The organism is Aequorivita sp. 609, assembly GCF_014212065.1.
GTDB classification, from domain to species: domain Bacteria; phylum Bacteroidota; class Bacteroidia; order Flavobacteriales; family Flavobacteriaceae; genus Aequorivita; species Aequorivita sinensis.
In genome coordinates this window covers 30,452-47,339 of the sequence record NZ_JACJVM010000213.1, presented here as the reverse complement: position 1 = coordinate 47,339, position 16,888 = coordinate 30,452, and the positions used below count along the sequence as shown (strand labels likewise).

The 16,888-nt window shown below is 32.7% G+C and carries 13 protein-coding genes and 2 tRNA genes; 7 read left to right on the top strand and 8 right to left on the bottom strand.

Annotation, left to right across the window (positions count from 1 at the left end):
* Positions 1–55 precede the first annotated feature (55 nt).
* Together H4O20_RS13930 and H4O20_RS13925 are read left to right on the top strand one after the other, a co-directional pair.
* Positions 56–1,744, top strand: a complete 1,689-nt coding sequence (locus tag H4O20_RS13930; protein ID WP_185099679.1) for a patatin-like phospholipase family protein — start codon at positions 56–58, stop codon at positions 1,742–1,744.
* 32 nt (positions 1,745–1,776) lie between these two features.
* Positions 1,777–1,959, top strand: a complete 183-nt coding sequence (locus tag H4O20_RS13925; RefSeq protein WP_139855491.1) for a CPXCG motif-containing cysteine-rich protein — start codon at positions 1,777–1,779, stop codon at positions 1,957–1,959.
* 8 nt (positions 1,960–1,967) lie between these two features.
* Here H4O20_RS13925 and H4O20_RS13920 read toward each other — a convergent pair whose 3' ends face one another.
* Positions 1,968–3,530, bottom strand: coding sequence for a hypothetical protein (locus H4O20_RS13920; protein ID WP_185099678.1), 1,563 nt, complete (start codon positions 3,528–3,530; stop codon positions 1,968–1,970).
* 77 nt (positions 3,531–3,607) lie between these two features.
* Between H4O20_RS13920 and H4O20_RS13915 the strand changes: the two genes are divergently transcribed.
* The 4 genes from H4O20_RS13915 (at position 3,608) to H4O20_RS13900 (ending at position 8,093) form a co-directional block, all read left to right on the top strand.
* Complete coding sequence (locus H4O20_RS13915; protein WP_185099677.1) at positions 3,608–4,363, top strand: LytTR family DNA-binding domain-containing protein; 756 nt, start codon at positions 3,608–3,610, stop codon at positions 4,361–4,363.
* The gene (locus H4O20_RS13910) at positions 4,350–7,286 is read left to right on the top strand and encodes a histidine kinase (RefSeq protein ID WP_185099676.1); all 2,937 of its coding nucleotides are present in this window, start codon (positions 4,350–4,352) and stop codon (positions 7,284–7,286) included. Before H4O20_RS13915 ends, H4O20_RS13910 begins: the two co-directional genes overlap by 14 nt.
* Before the next feature lie 412 nt (positions 7,287–7,698).
* Positions 7,699–7,771 (top strand) — tRNA-Met (locus H4O20_RS13905).
* A gap of 240 nt (positions 7,772–8,011) precedes the next feature.
* Positions 8,012–8,093: transfer RNA gene (locus H4O20_RS13900), tRNA-Leu, on the top strand.
* 185 nt (positions 8,094–8,278) lie between these two features.
* On the opposite strand, the gene H4O20_RS13895 is transcribed toward H4O20_RS13900, so the two are convergent.
* From H4O20_RS13895 to H4O20_RS13865, 7 genes are all read right to left on the bottom strand, one after another.
* Positions 8,279–10,135 (bottom strand): P-loop NTPase fold protein, encoded by a 1,857-nt coding sequence (locus H4O20_RS13895; RefSeq protein WP_185099675.1) that lies wholly within the window; start codon positions 10,133–10,135, stop codon positions 8,279–8,281.
* A 269-nt stretch (positions 10,136–10,404) separates the two neighbouring features.
* A complete protein-coding gene (locus H4O20_RS13890) occupies positions 10,405–10,815 on the bottom strand; it encodes a hypothetical protein (RefSeq protein ID WP_221442942.1) in 411 nt (136 codons plus the stop codon).
* 12 nt (positions 10,816–10,827) lie between these two features.
* Complete coding sequence (locus H4O20_RS13885; RefSeq protein ID WP_185099673.1) at positions 10,828–11,787, bottom strand: RHS repeat-associated core domain-containing protein; 960 nt, start codon at positions 11,785–11,787, stop codon at positions 10,828–10,830.
* 100 nt (positions 11,788–11,887) lie between these two features.
* Complete coding sequence (locus H4O20_RS13880) at positions 11,888–12,337, bottom strand: hypothetical protein (protein WP_185099672.1); 450 nt, start codon at positions 12,335–12,337, stop codon at positions 11,888–11,890.
* On the bottom strand, positions 12,324–13,409 hold the full coding sequence (locus H4O20_RS13875; protein ID WP_237607926.1) for an RHS repeat domain-containing protein: 1,086 nt from the start codon (positions 13,407–13,409) through the stop codon (positions 12,324–12,326). Before H4O20_RS13875 ends, H4O20_RS13880 begins: the two co-directional genes overlap by 14 nt.
* A 148-nt stretch (positions 13,410–13,557) precedes the next feature.
* Positions 13,558–14,049 (bottom strand): hypothetical protein, encoded by a 492-nt coding sequence (locus H4O20_RS13870; protein WP_185099670.1) that lies wholly within the window; start codon positions 14,047–14,049, stop codon positions 13,558–13,560.
* Positions 14,046–15,560: an RHS repeat domain-containing protein gene (locus H4O20_RS13865; protein ID WP_185099669.1), complete on the bottom strand. Its 1,515-nt coding sequence runs from the start codon at positions 15,558–15,560 to the stop codon at positions 14,046–14,048. The genes H4O20_RS13870 and H4O20_RS13865 overlap by 4 nt, the downstream gene beginning before the upstream one ends.
* A 362-nt stretch (positions 15,561–15,922) precedes the next feature.
* On the opposite strand from H4O20_RS13865, the gene H4O20_RS13860 reads away from it, so the two are divergent.
* The gene (locus H4O20_RS13860) at positions 15,923–16,885 is read left to right on the top strand and encodes an alpha/beta hydrolase (RefSeq protein WP_185099668.1); all 963 of its coding nucleotides are present in this window, start codon (positions 15,923–15,925) and stop codon (positions 16,883–16,885) included.
* Positions 16,886–16,888 lie beyond the last annotated feature (3 nt).

The window sequence follows — 16,888 nt, the reverse complement described above, 5'->3', positions numbered from 1 at the left end:
ATTTAATAATCACGAGCTTATGGAAAATGAGAAAACATTCAAATTATGCCTCACAATGGCGGGTGCTGTATCGGCCGGGGCATATACTGCTGGTGTAATAGATTATTTATTAGAAACACTTGAGCTTTGGGAAAAAGCGAAAGTTATAAATAGAAGTCGTGGTATTAATCACCCAGATTACGACCATTCCATACCTATGCATCAAGTTGAAATTGACGTAATGAGCGGATCTTCAGCGGGTGGTATATCTGGTTCGCTCACATTACTTGCTTTAGCCGATAAAAACTACAAAAGCATAAATAAAGATAACCCAAATGGTATAGATAATATATTTTATAGAAGTTGGGTAGAAATGGCGGATACTAAAGAAAGTAGCACTATAGACAAACTTCTAGGAGATAATGACTTAAAAGAATTTGGAGAAGTTCGTTCGTTGTTAAATACTAAAGCTATTGATGATATTGCCGATGAAGCAATAAGAATACGAGAACAGCGCGAAATTCCTAAATACGCTTCCGATAGTTTAGATGTTATCTTAACGACAACCAATTTACGCGGCATAAATTTTTTGGTGAATTTTGACGGCAGTAGAGATTCTTCAAAAGGAACGGTTATTACAAACCACGGTGGTTTTTTTAGGTATAAACTGAAAAATGATAAATACAAATCGGGCATTCCTGTAAGTGAAGATGAGTTGTATTATGTGCTTGATATTTCAAAGAAAAAACATCTTCAATATTTAAAAGAGGCAACGCTAAGTACTGCAGCATTCCCGATTGGTTTACGGTCTAGAGAGGTGGCTATTTCGTCAGAATATATTAAACGATATCCTAAATATTTATTCAATCAGTCGAAAGGGATAGAGCCCTTGTTGCCAGAAGGAGATATCTACACTTTTAATTCTGTTGATGGTGGAGTTATAAATAACGAACCATACGGGATTGCCTTGAAAGTACTTAAAGAAAAGAATCCTAAAAGTATTGAAACTTGCAGATATGGGGTAATTATGATAGACCCATTCCCCAATAAGGATAAAGACGTTTCTAAAAGTGGGAAAAGTATTTCGAGTATTGCAAAAGGTCTTCTAAGGTCACTTCGAAATCAGGTAATGTTTAATCAAGAAGGAATTTTAGATGCTTTAGATTTAAGCGACCGAACAAAATTTTTAATAGAACCTGTAAGAAAGATTAAGAAAAATGGAGAATGGGTTAGAAGTAAAAATGATTTAGCCTCTGCTCCTATTGGTGGTTTCGCAGGGTTTTTAAGTCGTGATTTTCGGGCGCATGACTTCCAGCTAGGTAGAAAAAATTGTCAAGCATTTTTAAGGTATTATTTTGCAATATCTTCCGATGAAATCGAGCCACGCTTAAGTATTAAGCCAAGTGCAGAAATTAAAGAGAGGTTTGAGTTTTCAGTACCTCCCATGGATGTAAATGGTGATAAGCTATTTCCAATTATTCCAGATATGCGAGTGCTTAGAAGCTTTAATAATAAATTTGATACAGAAACCTACGGTGAAGATGCAGATATTCAAGACCTACCCATCCCAAAAATGTCATTTTCAGAATTTGAAAATCGCTATAAGTCTAAGATTAAAAAGAGGATAGGCTTAATTGTAAAATATCTACTTAAAAATAGGTTTCTTTCGTTTTTAGCAAACTTTTTCTACGCAAAAAATGCGGGTTATAAATTCGTAAAAGAAACGATAGAGAAGGAGTTAGCAGAAAATGATCTTTTAAAATAACGAGTGATATATAATCCTAAAAATCCCCAATTATGTACGAACATTTTTTTCAATGCCCACATTGCTGGGAAAGCATTTCGATGTTGCTAGATACTTCCGTGAGGCATCAAAAATATATAGAAGACTGTGAAATTTGCTGCAATCCCTTAGAATTGGAAGTTAGTTTTGAAGATGGAGCGTTAATTGAGTTTACCGCTGTAAGTATATCTCAATAAACTTGGAGCTATTGCTTGCCACTCCCTGTCATTGCTTTGGCTAGAGCATTCTTTAAACTAATCCATAAAAAATTAAATATAGATTTTGTTTTATCTCGAGTTGCTTCTGCAACGCCTTCACGGTAATTGTCATTGGTTTTATTACTGTTGGTAGAAACAAAAATATTAGCTACAGCAGATAGAAATTTGTTTTTTGTGCTGCCATCTTTTTTAAGTACTGTAACAGAAAAATTTGAATAATTAATTTTTAAATCGGTAGTTGAAGTTTCACTATTCCCATCAATAGTAAAATAAGTTTTATGGGTCTGACCTTTCAAACGCACATTTAAATTAGGTTCGGTAAAGCTGTTCATCTTATCAGCTACTAATGACCCTACTTGTGCTTTAAATAAAAATCTATCTTCCGGATTCTGAACATCAAAACTCCATTCTGCTGTAAAAGGGGTATTGTCCATAAAATCTGCGGAAATGTTTAAATTAGTTTTTACCGGACTTTTGTATGTATTACTAACATTTGAAATTGCTGCTTTTAAGTTTTTGAAGTTGATAGAACCTCCCATATTTTTAATATGCTGCCTTTCTTCGTATTTAATATTTGCATTTTTGATGTTAACCGAATCCACAGTTAGCTCAATAGGTAAATCGCGAAGCATTTTACTATAGAGCGGCTTAACCTTAAAATCGTCTGCAACCAATTTGTCCCTATAAACTTCTAAAATGGGGGCGTCGAGTGTGATAAGCTTACTTTTAGCAAAAAAGTCATTGTTGTTAAACCCAAAATCAAAATTCTCAATTGACAATGATTTTAATGATAGGTCAAAATGATCACGTTCTTTGTGAATTATTCTTGAGAGCTCTCTTTTAGAATATTTTGTTTTAAGCTTAATATTATTAAAAGTTGCCTTGCGATTTTTAACTAAAAAATTTTCTACTGTTAAGTTTTCGTAAGGACTAACTTTTACAAATGCTGTGTCGCTTTTTGCTTCTAAACTTTTGTAATCAAGCGGTATTTTACGAGTTACTGTTTTATTGTCTATCCGTATTCCGTTAACTTTTACACTTAAACCATTTGTGTAAACTTTTGTAGAATCTTTTCCATCTTCAAAAATCACAAATTTGGTGTTGTTGATTTTAACTTGATCTATAAGTATTGGTTTGTAAATTTTGGCAACGGGTTTTCGCACTGTATCTGTTACAGGTAACTGCCTATCTTGGTAGTAGGCTATAATTGGGTTTTCCAAAGAAATAGATTCAATGTGAATTTCATCATTAAATAAATAATCCCAGTAGCTGATGTCAGAAATATTGAGCTTTTCAACATTTATAAAAGTGTGTTGTACACTGTCTTTTTTATTGTGGATTATAAGTGACGCGTTGGTTATAGAGAGAGAACCGCTAATAGTTTCAACCGTAATACTTTCATAAGCCCTAATCATATTTTCTGGTAATCGCTCTTCAATAAAATTTTGAAGTTTATTTTTCAGAAAGTGATTTATATAAATATTTGATGCTATTACTATAGCGCCAAATGTAAGAATGACGTATATTGTGTATTTTAAGGTCTTATTCATTTCTCTAAAGATAAGGAAAGTACCAATTTCTTTAAGAATATTTGTAAAAGATATTTTCGGAGATATAAATTGAATTTATGATAAAAGTTATCCTCGTAGACGATGAACCACATGCAAATTCATTGCTTAAAGTATTGATTGAGAAAGAATTTTCTAATGTTATAACAGTAGTAGGCACGGCTCAATCTATAAAAGAAGCATGTAGTTTAATTGTTAATAACTCAATAGACCTCGTTTTTTTAGATATTCATATGCCTGAAGAAAACGGGTTTGCCTTATTTAATTATTTCTCCACCCCCACATTCGATGTTATTTTTACAACAGCCTATGATAGGTATGCAATACAAGCTTTTAAATATAGTGCATTCGATTATATTTTAAAACCTATAGACGAGTCGGTTTTATATGAAACCATGCAGAGATACCTTGTTGAGAAATCAAATTCTAATGCTCTGAAAGAGCAAATTGCCTTACTTAAGAGTTACGTCGATCAAGCAGAAGAAGGTAAGAAAAGAATATTTTTCAATACTCTTACAGGTTTTGAGTTAACATATGTAAATGATATTCTCTTTATCAAAGCCGATGGAAATTACAGTGAGGTGCATATTGCGGGAGATAAAAAAATAGTTGTTTCTCAATCGTTAAGGACTGTAGAGAAACGCTTGCCACAATCATTGTTTTTTAGGACTCATAAAAGTTATATAGTAGCCCTTGCAGCAGTTATGAGCTATGATAAAAAAGAAAAAACCGTAAAACTAACCGATGGAAGCACGCTCGAAGTCTCCTATAGGCGTGAAAATGATTTTTTAAATAGAGTTCTTGAAAAAGTATAGCTTATTTATCATTTATTTGATAACGAATGTATTAGTGTGTAATGCGCAAACACCTCCGGTTACGCATTTTTCTACAAAAAACTTTTTACCCCATAATACAGTAAGAAGTCTACATCTTTCTAAAAATGGTGTTTTATGGGTTGGTACAGATAATGGTTTAGTAAGAAAACACAATAACAAAATATCAACCTATTTTGAGGAGGACGGAATACCGCTTAATAATATATGGGCAATAACCGAAGATACAAATAGAGATATTTGGGTAGGAAGTTATGGGAATGGAATTGCGCATTTCGACGGCTACAATTTTACAATTATTAACACCGATCAAGGGTTAAATAATAACCATATTACTCACTTAAATGTATTCGGAAACTTTCTATATGTAGGTACAAGTGGTGGGGTTTCCGTAATTAATATTGCTGAAAAATCTGTAGTTGCTTCATTAAACCATGAGGAAAGTTCCTTAATGCGTATTTCGGGATTCTTCGAGTTTAATAATACGGTGTTTACTACTACCTATAATACTGGGATCTATAAAATTTTAAATGAAAATGACGAGTACTTTCTAGAAAAAATAAGTGATCATAAATTTATTTACGATTCAGAGAGAATTGGTGACTCCTTGTTTGCTAGTAATAAGGGAGCTGTTTCTGTATTTGCTATAACCGATTTGCTGAACAAAAAAGTACCTGTGGGTAAGAAAAGAGACGGCTTTCCTATAATTTGGGATTATGCTGTTACTAATGATAAAACTGTTTATGGTGCTGCCTGGGGAGTTTTTGAAGAAAATGGAGGTTTATTAAAGTTCTCTGAAGATGGAAATTCTTATGAAGAGGTTTATGGTATAGATAGTAAAAGTCTTGTTGTGCTTGAGTACAATCCAATTTTAGAGTTATTGTACGCAGGAACTTTAGACAATGGACTATTTCAGATATCCATAAACCCAATGGTTCAATTTTATCCTTCTAGTCATAAAAAAACCATTGCAATAGATCATTTTAATCAAAACAAAATTAGTTTATACAATGATGGTGTAGATATAGCAAACAAATATTACGATGCTAGCTTTTTTAAACAACAGGAAGTTGCCTTTGTGAAAGCTAATAAAAACAACTTGCCTAAACACGAAGATTTTTTTTATGAGTTGAACTATGATACTTCTGAAACTGATATCATTTTTTACACTATTAAAAAATCACAGACTCACGTTTGGATTAACACAAATATTGGGTTGTATAAATTTCGTCCAGATGGAGCTTTTGAATCGTACTTGCCTTTACATACGCTAGAGTTTGATTTTACATCAGATAATAAATTAATTGAGACTAATCCATATCGTGGGGCAAGAGTGTATGAACGTGAATATCCGTTAAAGTATAGATATTATGAAGAAGAATTTCCCAGTACTCCTACAAATATTGTTGGAACATTTAGAAGAGATTCAACCACTTATTTTCTTTCAGTTTTTAGCGGTCTTTTTTCTTATAATAAAACTTTTAAGTCATTTTTAGATACTGGGATTTGGAAAGAAAAAAAACTAAGACACCATGCCATTTTTAATGATTATGTAGCTATAGGGAATGAATTTGGAGATGTATTTATAGTAGATTTTAAGAAGGGATTTAAAGTAATTAAAAAGATTGATAGATCCGAGATTAAAGGAAATTCAATTTTGTTATTAGATTCCTACAAGGATTGGTTAATAATTGTAACAGAAGGAGGGGTTCTTTTTCACAACGATGAAAAGCAAATATTTATTAATGAATATCAGGGGATAACAAAGAATATTCATGCTATAAATGTGCATAATGATGTCCTGTATCTTGGCTCTGATGGAGGAGAGTATCAAGTGAATATGAAAAGCCTGGTTAATTCTAGAAACAGGATTAATGATTTATTTGTAGAACAAATTAAGGTCAATGATACTGTTTATGGATATGGGAAAGAGCCTATTGTCTTAAATTCAAAACAAAATAATCTTGAAATTAGTATTTCAACCAATTCTCACCCATACCCAAATAAGCTAGAGTTTTATTACAAAATGAAAGATAACTCAGAGTGGACAAAATTGGATTTGCCAGAGATTAATTTGAGTTTTTTAGAGCCTGCAGAATATAACCTATGGGTTCGAGTTAATGACACATATACTGGACAGTGGTTTGAAAAATCTGTTTTAGAATTTACGATTAATCCCCCGTTTTATGAACAGTGGTGGTTTAGGGTATTGGTGGCTACTGCACTAGTCTTTGTCACTTCTCTTTATTTTAATCGTAAAAGAAAACAACATCAAATAATAACAGCAAAAGAAATTGCAACTAATAAACGCATTGAAAGACTAAAAGCTGAAGCCTTATTAGCGCAAATGAACCCGCATTTTATATTCAATGCTTTAAACAGTATTCAACATTTAGTAGTTATAGGTGAAAATGAAAAGGCTTCGACCTATTTGGTTAAGTTTTCAAAATTGGTAAGAGCCAATTTAAACAATTCTAGTCGTACGTTTATAAGCTTAAAAGAGGAATTAGATTATCTGAAAACTTATTGTGAGATAGAGAATGAGCGTCACCAAAATCGTATTTCTATAAACTTTATAGTGGATCCGAAAATTGATATTTGTGATACAGAAATTCCAAATTTAATACTGCAACCTTTCTTAGAAAATGCTTTTGTTCACGCATTTCCTAATATTATAAAAAATCCAACACTATCGCTTATAATTAATCAAATTCACGACAATAAAATAAAATGTGTAATTACAGATAATGGAATAGGGAGTAAAAAGGTATCTAAACCTACACAACGTACTTCAAAAGGTATTTCACTTATAAAAGAACGGTTACAATTTTTAAATTATAATCTAGATTCTGCTCTCAAAATAGAACATACAGAGTTTGGGACAACTGTCACTCTTTTTCTCTGATTCTACGTTTATCCAATTTTTAGATACGTTTATACATTAGGTCAAAATCAATAAAATATTGACTCTATATTTGCAATGTCATTATATATTTGATAAGATTTTAACTCGTTAATGTTTGGATTTTGGTTTTTACCATAATTAAGCTACCGATTACACCTGCTGTTGGGGAGCAGTGGGTGTATTGGGACGCTTTTAGCTTCACGATAAACCTTTTCTTTTATTTTTATTCCTGATTTTATTCGTCAGCACCATTCAAAATCAGCTATTTATTAAGCGGTTATAAAATACTTTAATTTTCTTCGAAAATTTATTTGCAAACTAGTAAAAGGTTTGTATCTTTGCAGTCCAATATTTCAGTCGGCATTATGAACCGAAAGTTAAAAGCTAAAGATGAAATATTGAAAACCCATATCGCGGGATAGAGCAGTAGGTAGCTCGTCGGGCTCATAACCCGAAGGTCACAGGTTCGAGTCCTGTTCCCGCTACTAACAAAGACAAGCCTTCACAGAAATGTGAGGGCTTTTTTTATGCGGTGGGTACAGAATAGGTACAGAATATTAAAATTTTGAGGCTTACATTTTCTTTGATATTAAAACATTCTCAATGCATATAGAGATTATTAAAATTTAGAGTTACCAGAAAATTATCTGGAATAGAAGGTGGTAAATATGATACACTGTAGCCCTAGGACCTATGCAAATTAAAGTTCTTAAAATTTTAAAAATGTGGGAGTGGTGGAATTAGTAGACACGCCAGATTTAGGATCTGGTGCCGCGAGGAGTGAGAGTTCGAGCCTCTCCGCCCCTACAAAAGCCGAAGAAAAATCTTCGACTTTTTTTATGCAGGTACAACATAGGTACAACATTTTTAATTTTTAATACTGTTTTTAATAATGTTATCGTATGATACAAATTGACATTAGAATCTATTAAAAGTAAAATAGTGACCTCGAATAATTAATCGGTTTTCCAACATAATTCTTTTGAATAACTTTAGGGTATAGATTTCTGGGTCTTAACAATTTTTTGGATGGAGTCTTCGATGTTCTCAAAAAGACTGTTGAAATTGTGCTTTCTAACGGGGCCTAAATCTTTTGTCTTTTTTAAATATGTTTCCAGTAGAGTTTTAATCTCTCTTAGAAAGTCAAGGTCCCCAGCCATAAATTCCCCTGGATTATTATAGCTGTATCTCTCTCGAAATATCTCGCCCATTAGGAATACTATTTCATTGGGAGCCTTCTTTAGAATTACCAAAAAATCTGAGGGCCTTAGAAATGGTAATATTTCCTTTTTAAATTTATTGTCTTGAAAAAATGTGGCAATTTTTTCTTTGTTACCATTTTCAATGAGCAATAGGGCTTTTTGTGAATCTTCATTCTCCATTTCAACTTGGACTTCTCGATGTAGTCTAGCTATTTCATCGACTATGGTTTGGGTTTCTGGATTTTCATTTTCGAAGCGCATCAAATTGTCATAAGTGTATTGATGGATATCCTTTCGTTTAATCGCTTTTTTTAAACCTGAAAGCAAAGTCTTGTTGATTTCCTCTGCTGTCAAATCTATCAATCCGTTTTGAGCAAAATAGAGGTAGAAGTTGGCAATTTGTTTGTAATCGTACAACCAATAAACACCCTTTTTAGCATTTTCATAAACCTCTTCAACCAGTTTGGCAAAAGTTTCGTCTTTCAGTTCCCGAAATTTGTAGTTTAGCAATCGTCTAAAGGCTACTATATGATCTGGAACTTCTTCTGGTTTTCTAACTTTCAGCTCTGCTTTAAAAATCGCTTCACTAAAAAAGCCTGAGAGAATAAACCGGTATAGGCTTGGATAAAATTGGTAGTTTTCGATATTATTGCTTAAATACTTCTCATAAAAAAACTCTGTATAAGATTTTTCGCGCGGCTCATCCTTGTCTTTCTTCATAAGATGTCTTGAGGTAATTCTTGAATACCACCCAGCATCAATTTGGTTTAAATCTTTAAAATCGTTCACATCCTTGGAAGTAAGAATACCTTTTTTAAATTCGATAGTAATAATAGCAGTAAAGAATATACATTCCAGTACAAATGCATCATCCTCATCTTTAAGGCCCGGATATATTTTGGACAAATTTTCAAGATAGAAATTGATGATGCGAAGGTTATCAATATTCTGATCTTTAAATAGAGAAATTATGAAATCCTGTTTTGTCTTAAGAAATGTATATACAGATTTTTTACTCTTGAATTTTTCAATCAATTCTGGAACGACCACTTCGATTTCGGGCTCGTAATTCAAAATACGTCCAAGGATTTTTTCCTTTATAGCATCGTATCCATTTATTAATTCCATATTAATTTTATGCTCCTTGACCTTAGGTTCGTCAGCAAGAATGATACATTTGAGATTTTTGTGTTCTACAAAATCAGACAAATAACCAAATAACTCATCTATTGGAATTTTGCAACGTTCCAGATCGTCAAAACAGATACAATATTTTTTGAAGTTGAATGCCTTAACACTAGTTCCTTTAGCTATATCGGTCAAATCGCTTTTAAAGAAAAATTTACTTGCGGCATTAGCCAAATTTTTCGAAACCGTGGTGAGGTTTTTGACGATGTCAGTTTGGTTTTCCCCTAGTTTTGGCAGAAGCTGAATGAAAATCTGTTGTTCTAGTTTGTCGATATTGCTGATTCCATTCAGAGAAACGTACATTGGTTTAAGACCTGAATCATCTGCGATTTTAGTAAGTCGATTTTTCCAGAAGAATGTTTTTCCACTTCCCCAGGCACCATTAACCAATAAAGCATACTGGGTTTCTTTTTCCTTGAGATAATCGCCTACAATATTTTCTATGTGGTCTGTTTTCATTTCTAAGTAAAATTTATCAAGATTTGATTGTTCTGCTTAGTAAGTCCTAAAATTTAGTTTTAATTATTACTTAAAGGAACCAAGAAGTACTACATTAAAATCCAGCATTAAAGTCTAGATGATAAAGATAAATCTAACATACTTAAAATCATCGATACAAGGTTATAAAAGGAAGTTTAAGAACTCTTATAACAATAAGGGAGCATCTATTAATAGGATGTAAGAAAAATCTGTTAGGATAGTTTTCATTTTCATTTCTTGGAAGAAAATTAATATTCTACTACACCTATAAGATTACCTTTAGATTTGTCAAAGACAATAGTGTAATTTTCCTTATGAAGATAATATGTTGTGTTCTCCTTTGGATAAAACTTATTGGGGTTAAAAAACTCCCCAACATATTCTATTGCAGATGACTCTAAAATCAGACTGTCTTCTTTTTCAGGAAAATATTGAAGCAATCCATTATCTTTTATAAAAGAATCTGCATCAGATAAATCATTTAATTTATATTCAAATGTAAACTGATACTCCAAATTATCGTGGCATTCAATAACCTCTATATTTTCTGGCAACTTTATATCAGTAAGTTTTCTAATTTCTTTTGCACAATACTCTTCTTCTTTACACGAAAAGGTGATTTGTACTAAAATCAATAATATCAATATTTTTGCTTTCATCTATACTTAATATTAACCTCCTTTTTCCTCATCGAAGTAAGGTACTAACTCTGCTGCATTAGACTTTACTTCTTCAATTTCTTTATCGTTCCACCAATCAACTTTTTGGTCTTTACTGGTTTGTTTCACTTTTATTTTAGGCGACAAGATTTCAAAGCCTTTTCCTGGTAAAAATAATCTTCCAACATCAGTAGCCGTTTCACTTCCAGCAGTTCGTTTGCCTTTGTCCTTTTTGTCAAAATCCCATTTGTCATAAAACTGCATTGTACCTTCAAATGACCATTCATTATTATCTCCTCTTGTCAGAATTCCTTCAAAATTAATGGTAAATTGTCCTAATGTCCCTTGTGTTCCTGATTTGCCACTCACAGAAAGTGTGACTGTTTTTGATTCTCCAGCCTTTAATGAATTTACCTCATTTAAGAAGTTTTCCTTTTCTTTAGCCCATTTCTTATCACTCTTTCCTTGGTAAATCGCAACTGAATATGGATTAGAGTCTAATGCTTCTTGCTCTGTTATATGCAAAGTTCCTCCATCGTAAGAGCTATATTTGTCTATAAATTTCTTTGGTAAATAATGGTCGAATTGGGATTTAAATAATTCTGATTTTATTTGATTGGTTCCTGCATAGTGAATTTGGTTATATTTTTCAACAACTTGTTCAGTAGTAGCATCGTCACCAGACATTTTCAATGCAGTATTCCAATCAATCTGCATGCCCAACTTCTCATCTTCCAATCCTTCCAGTTCAACTCTATGTATAACTTTATTACCGCTAAATGAATAAGGTGAATAATGTGGATATTTTGCCGTTAAGGGATCAACAGCAAAAAACCTGCCCACACGTGGGTCGTGCATCCTAAAGGTATAGTTCAGGGAATTTCCCTCGCCTTTTATCTCATCATCCATCTCCTGCCCCTGAAAGCCGTAACGGTAATCCCCAGTGTTCGCATGCCTTCCAGGCAGGAGCATGCCGAAGGGATAGCATTTTATGTCAATGATCGAAATAAAAAAAAATAAATCAAGAATATAATTTGAAAATTTTGAGAGAGTAAAGTAAGAACTCTATTTATCACCAATTCCTTTCAACTTCATCAAAATTTTGAAAAAACTTAAATGCTTTAATATATGTACTATCCGAGATTAATTCGATACCGACAAGTTTCTTTTTTTTATCCTTAATAAAATTTACTTTATATAATCCTTGAAAAGGTTTATTACCAGTTTCTATGAGCAACATATTTCTTGTTTGGTCTTTCTCAATTATAGACCATTTGGAATTTGTATCTTTTTTTCCTTTCTCGGATTCTGGAAGTGATATTTTATTTTCTTTATTAAATACCATGAAATTTATATTTAATTTTTCCTTAAAACTATTGTTATTATAAATCATATCCTCAATTGCCCACTGACCATAAAATTTATTCGTTAAATTTCTTTTATTACTACTACACCCAACTAATAAGATAAAGATTAATAAAATAAATGTCGATTTCATCAAAATACTATTAAGGTTTTTCATTTTCTATGTTGGTATTATCTTTTTCCTTGTTTCCATTTTCAATTTCATTGATAGGAGCCTTATTTTTTAAATTATCCAGTTTCATTTTATCCCGCTGTCCTTCTTCTGTAAGTTCATAGTATATTCTCATTCCTGCTTGCATTATTTCATCTTCTTCAAAAGTACCATCTCCTCCAAACAATATAACATTAGCAATTTTAGATAAATCAGATATATTTACTAAATGTGGCGCAATGTATGTTTGATTTTCTTTACTAAGAGCAGCTTTGATTGCTGGCAAAACCTTATCCATTAGAGTTTCATGATGTAATTTAATTAAATCTAAATCATTCTGAGCATAGTAATTATTTAGTTTCTGTAAAGTGAAATTTGTAGCTTCAACTATTAATACAGCTACTGCGCCTTTAGCAGAACCACCAGTCTGAAGTCCGCCACCAACATTCTTCCTTGTGGTTTGTCTCAAATCTGGCATATTGGTACTTGCTGCTATTGAGCGTAAATCCGACGACTGAGATCCTGGCTGCAAACCAGCAAAAGTCTTACGGAGTTGATTTGATGCAAGTAAACTATTATAAGAGTCTGTTGATTGTGTACTTATTGAAATACTATTTCCCAGAATAACATCACCTTTCCATGTTCTTTCACCTGTAGGAATGCCTTGTTTATCGTATACAGGATCGGACAACATCAATCTTCCAGACCCAGAAAGATTTTGAACTCTTATCTGATTTATTCCATACTTAATTTCAACTAGCGCTTCATCAGAATCATAAAATTCAAGACCTTCAAGTTCTGTCCCGTCAATAACCCTATTTTCTGCAAAGGCAAATGGACTATTATAAGGATATTGCGCAGATAAAGGATCTAGGCTTAAAAACCTCCCTACCCTAGGATCGTGCATCCTAAAAGTATAGTTTAAAGAGCTTCCCGGAACACCTTTAATCTCATCATCCATCTCCTGCCCTTGGAAGCCGTAGCGGTAATCGGGAGTGTTTGCATGCCGCCCCGGCAGAAGCATTCCGAAGGGGTAGTAATCATTATACGCCTTAATATCCGCATTAAAATAACTCAAAGAACTAAGGCTAAGGTAGGGATTTTTTTATCGCTTACACGCTCAGATATTGCCCAAGTGGATGCTCAATTCATAGCGCGGTCGCCCACCCGGTATGATAATCTCTTTTTATACTTCTTCACTAGGAGATTATCAAAATAAAAAACCTTTAATTTGATTTCTTATCTCTTTCTATTCCTTGTTCAAAATTCAAATATTCCATTGATTTTACTCTTCTTAACGGATAGTTCTTGGTTCCCATAATAAAACTAAGACATTCTATAGATTGAAATATTTTTTTATTATCTGAAAAGAAATCATCATTGTTTTTTCGATAAAGAGGTGCAGTCGTAACTATTTCTATATATCCGTCGTTCTCGCTGTACCGAATTCTTCCTAATTGGTTAAGTTCGAGTTTTTTTCCTGATAGAACAATATTAATTCTTAAAGGACTATTGTTTTTAACATATTCGTTTAAGAAATCATTTTTTGTGGATAAAATAAATTTGATTTTTGAATCATTATCAACAAAAATACTATCCCTTATAAAATATATTTTAGAGATCTCAAATGATTTATTACCAATTCCTTCCTTACAATCATTTTTATTTTTGCACTGAACACATATTAAAAGAAAAAGGAGAGCATATGTTTTCATCATTCTTCTTCTTTATAATTCAATGAAGTTGAATCAAACTCTAAATTTGTGTCAAAGAAACTTTCATACCAATCAATTGATTCATTTTGGATTTTACGATAATGATTAGCATATTCCCCAGTTACATTTTCTGACATATAATTGATGTATTTTAATAAAGCGGATTTTGAATTCAATTTATAGCCCTCTGATGTATGTTTCCAACTTTTATCAAGCACTTCCATTTTATGAATTTCAAAATGTCTAATCGCACTTCCTGTTTCTATTCCTTTCAATTTATCAAGAGGATGGGTTCGTTCATGAAGAAGGGTATTGTATAGTTCATAATAGTTTCCGGTTTTATCATAAAAATTTATAAATGTTGATTTGTTTCCATTCTTGTCTTCATAAAGACTAGCTTCTGCAACTGCTGCTCCCTGGGCTTTATAACCTTCGTAAACATTATTACCATTTACTGATATCTTATTATTAAAAAGAGGCGGTAGTTGCGATCCTAAATTTAAAGTTTGATTCTGGGTATAAACCGTTGTGGCAATATTTCCAAAAACTTCATCTGATGCTCTCTGTGTAGAATATGATCCATAAAAATACAATTGACCATCATCAGCTCCAGCATTAACTTGATCAATTTCATCTCTAACTTTTGAAATCATTTTTTCTTCCAAATAATATGATTCAATAACTCTCATTTCCGAAGACTTGTTTACTCGACCTATCAAGACACCGTCCGCAGTAAAATAAAATTCTCTGCCCTCTAAATCAATACCGTCAATAACTCTATTTTCAGAAAAAGCATAAGGACTGTTCCAAGGATAGCTTGAGTCTAAAGGGTCTATTGATAAGAACCTCCCCACCCTCGGATCGTGCATCCTAAAGGTATAGTTCAGGCTGTTCCCCTCCCCCTTGATCTCATCGTCCATCTCCTGTCCCTGGAAGCCGTAGCGGTAGTCCGGAGTGTTCGCATGCCGCCCTGGCTGCAACATGCCGAAGGGATAGTAATCGTTATAGGCTTTAATGTCCGCATTAAAATAAGCCAAAGAACCTAATGCTAAGGTAGGGATTTTTTTGTCGCTGACCACACTTAAAACGTTCCCCAAGTGGTTATTTAATTCATAACGTCTATTTCCAATATCCCGGTAATATGTTTTTACTACAAAAGCATCAGCAAAAATACTTTCTGCCCAAGGACTTTCATTGGCAAATAGTGGTATAACCAAACTGCTCTTAGAAACAGGATTACCCGACTCTTCATTCATAGAAAAATATTCTTCAATAGTATTATGCAATGTTGTAAGTTTATAATAATAATCTTTTATTTGAAAAGAATTACTATAATTTCCTCCAAGTATAGACGTAGGCTGTAAATCAATACTTGAGGGAGGAGTTAAGCTGTTACGCACTATGATTAAACCATTAGTTGTGTTATAAATAGAATCATTTACCGTAACCAAGGCATCATCAAGGGTTGGTTTAAATTCAGTATTTAGTCTTAGTTCCATACCTTTATTATCCATTATTGATTGACTTAAGCCTTGAACCGAACCTAAATCAATTTTAACCCGATTGTCTGATTGATTAAAAATTCAGGCAGGATAAGTTTTAGTAGGTCTAGATAATTGTCCAAAGCTTTGTTTTAAAAAACAAAAATCAGAATTCTATTTCAATTCACACACAACTTTTGAGAATGATCCTATCCTGAGCGCAGTCGAAGTAAGTCCTGTTCCCGCTACTAAGTACGAAGACTTCACTTTAAATGTGAGGTCTTTTATTTCTTCAATTTAAACATTTTTATTACATCTAATAATATAGATTAACTTATATTTCAAAATGGTATATTTAATTTATACAATATTCAGCTTTATTAAATGAAGTAACTATGAAATTAAATAAAGGGCAGTATTCATTAGATATATTGGGTGATGATTTTCAACAAACCACCCTAGCATTAGAGGATGATTATGAAGGGGAAGTAGTTGCTACTATAATTCGCAAGAAATCGCTTGTACAGTCTTCTAAAGCTGTCTTATATATTCACGGCTTTAATGATTACTTCTTTCAAAGTGAAATGGCAAATCACTTTAATAGTGAAGGGTTTAATTTCTATGCGCTAGATTTAAGAAAGTACGGTCGTTCGTTTTTGAGTCACCAAAAGTTAAATAATGTACGCTCCCTTGAGGAGTATGACGAGGAGATAAATAAAACTTTGCAGCTTATTCATTTAGAAGAAAATAATAAGGTGGTTTTATTGGGGCACTCTACAGGTGGTTTGATAGTGACTAACTATGCCGGAAGGCATTTAAACAGTAGCTTGTTTCACTGCGTCATCTGCAACAGTCCCTTTTACGAGTTTAATCTTAATTCATTTGAAAGAAAAATAGGTATACCCATTCTATCATTTTTAGGGAAGTATATTCCCAATAAGAAAATTTCCAGTGGTCTTTCTAAGTTTTACGGTTATAGTTTACATAAAGATATGTTTGGTGAATGGAGCTACAACTTAAACTGGAAACCTCACGAAATACCTAAGGTAGGTTTAAGTTTTATTAGAGCTATACACAATGGCCATAAAAATATTCAGAACCACCTAAAATTGAATGTACCTTTGCTAGTGATGCATAGCGATAAAACTATTTATGAAAAAAAATGGACGGAAAATTTTATGCATGGGGATGCTGTGTTAAATGTACAACACATCGAATATTATGCTAAGAAGATTAAAGGTGACGTTACAACACACACGATAAATAACGGAATGCACGATTTATTCCTTTCTAAAATACCTGTAAGAAAGCTTGCGTACAAAACTTTATTTGATTGGCTTAAAACGAAGATAGATTAAAAA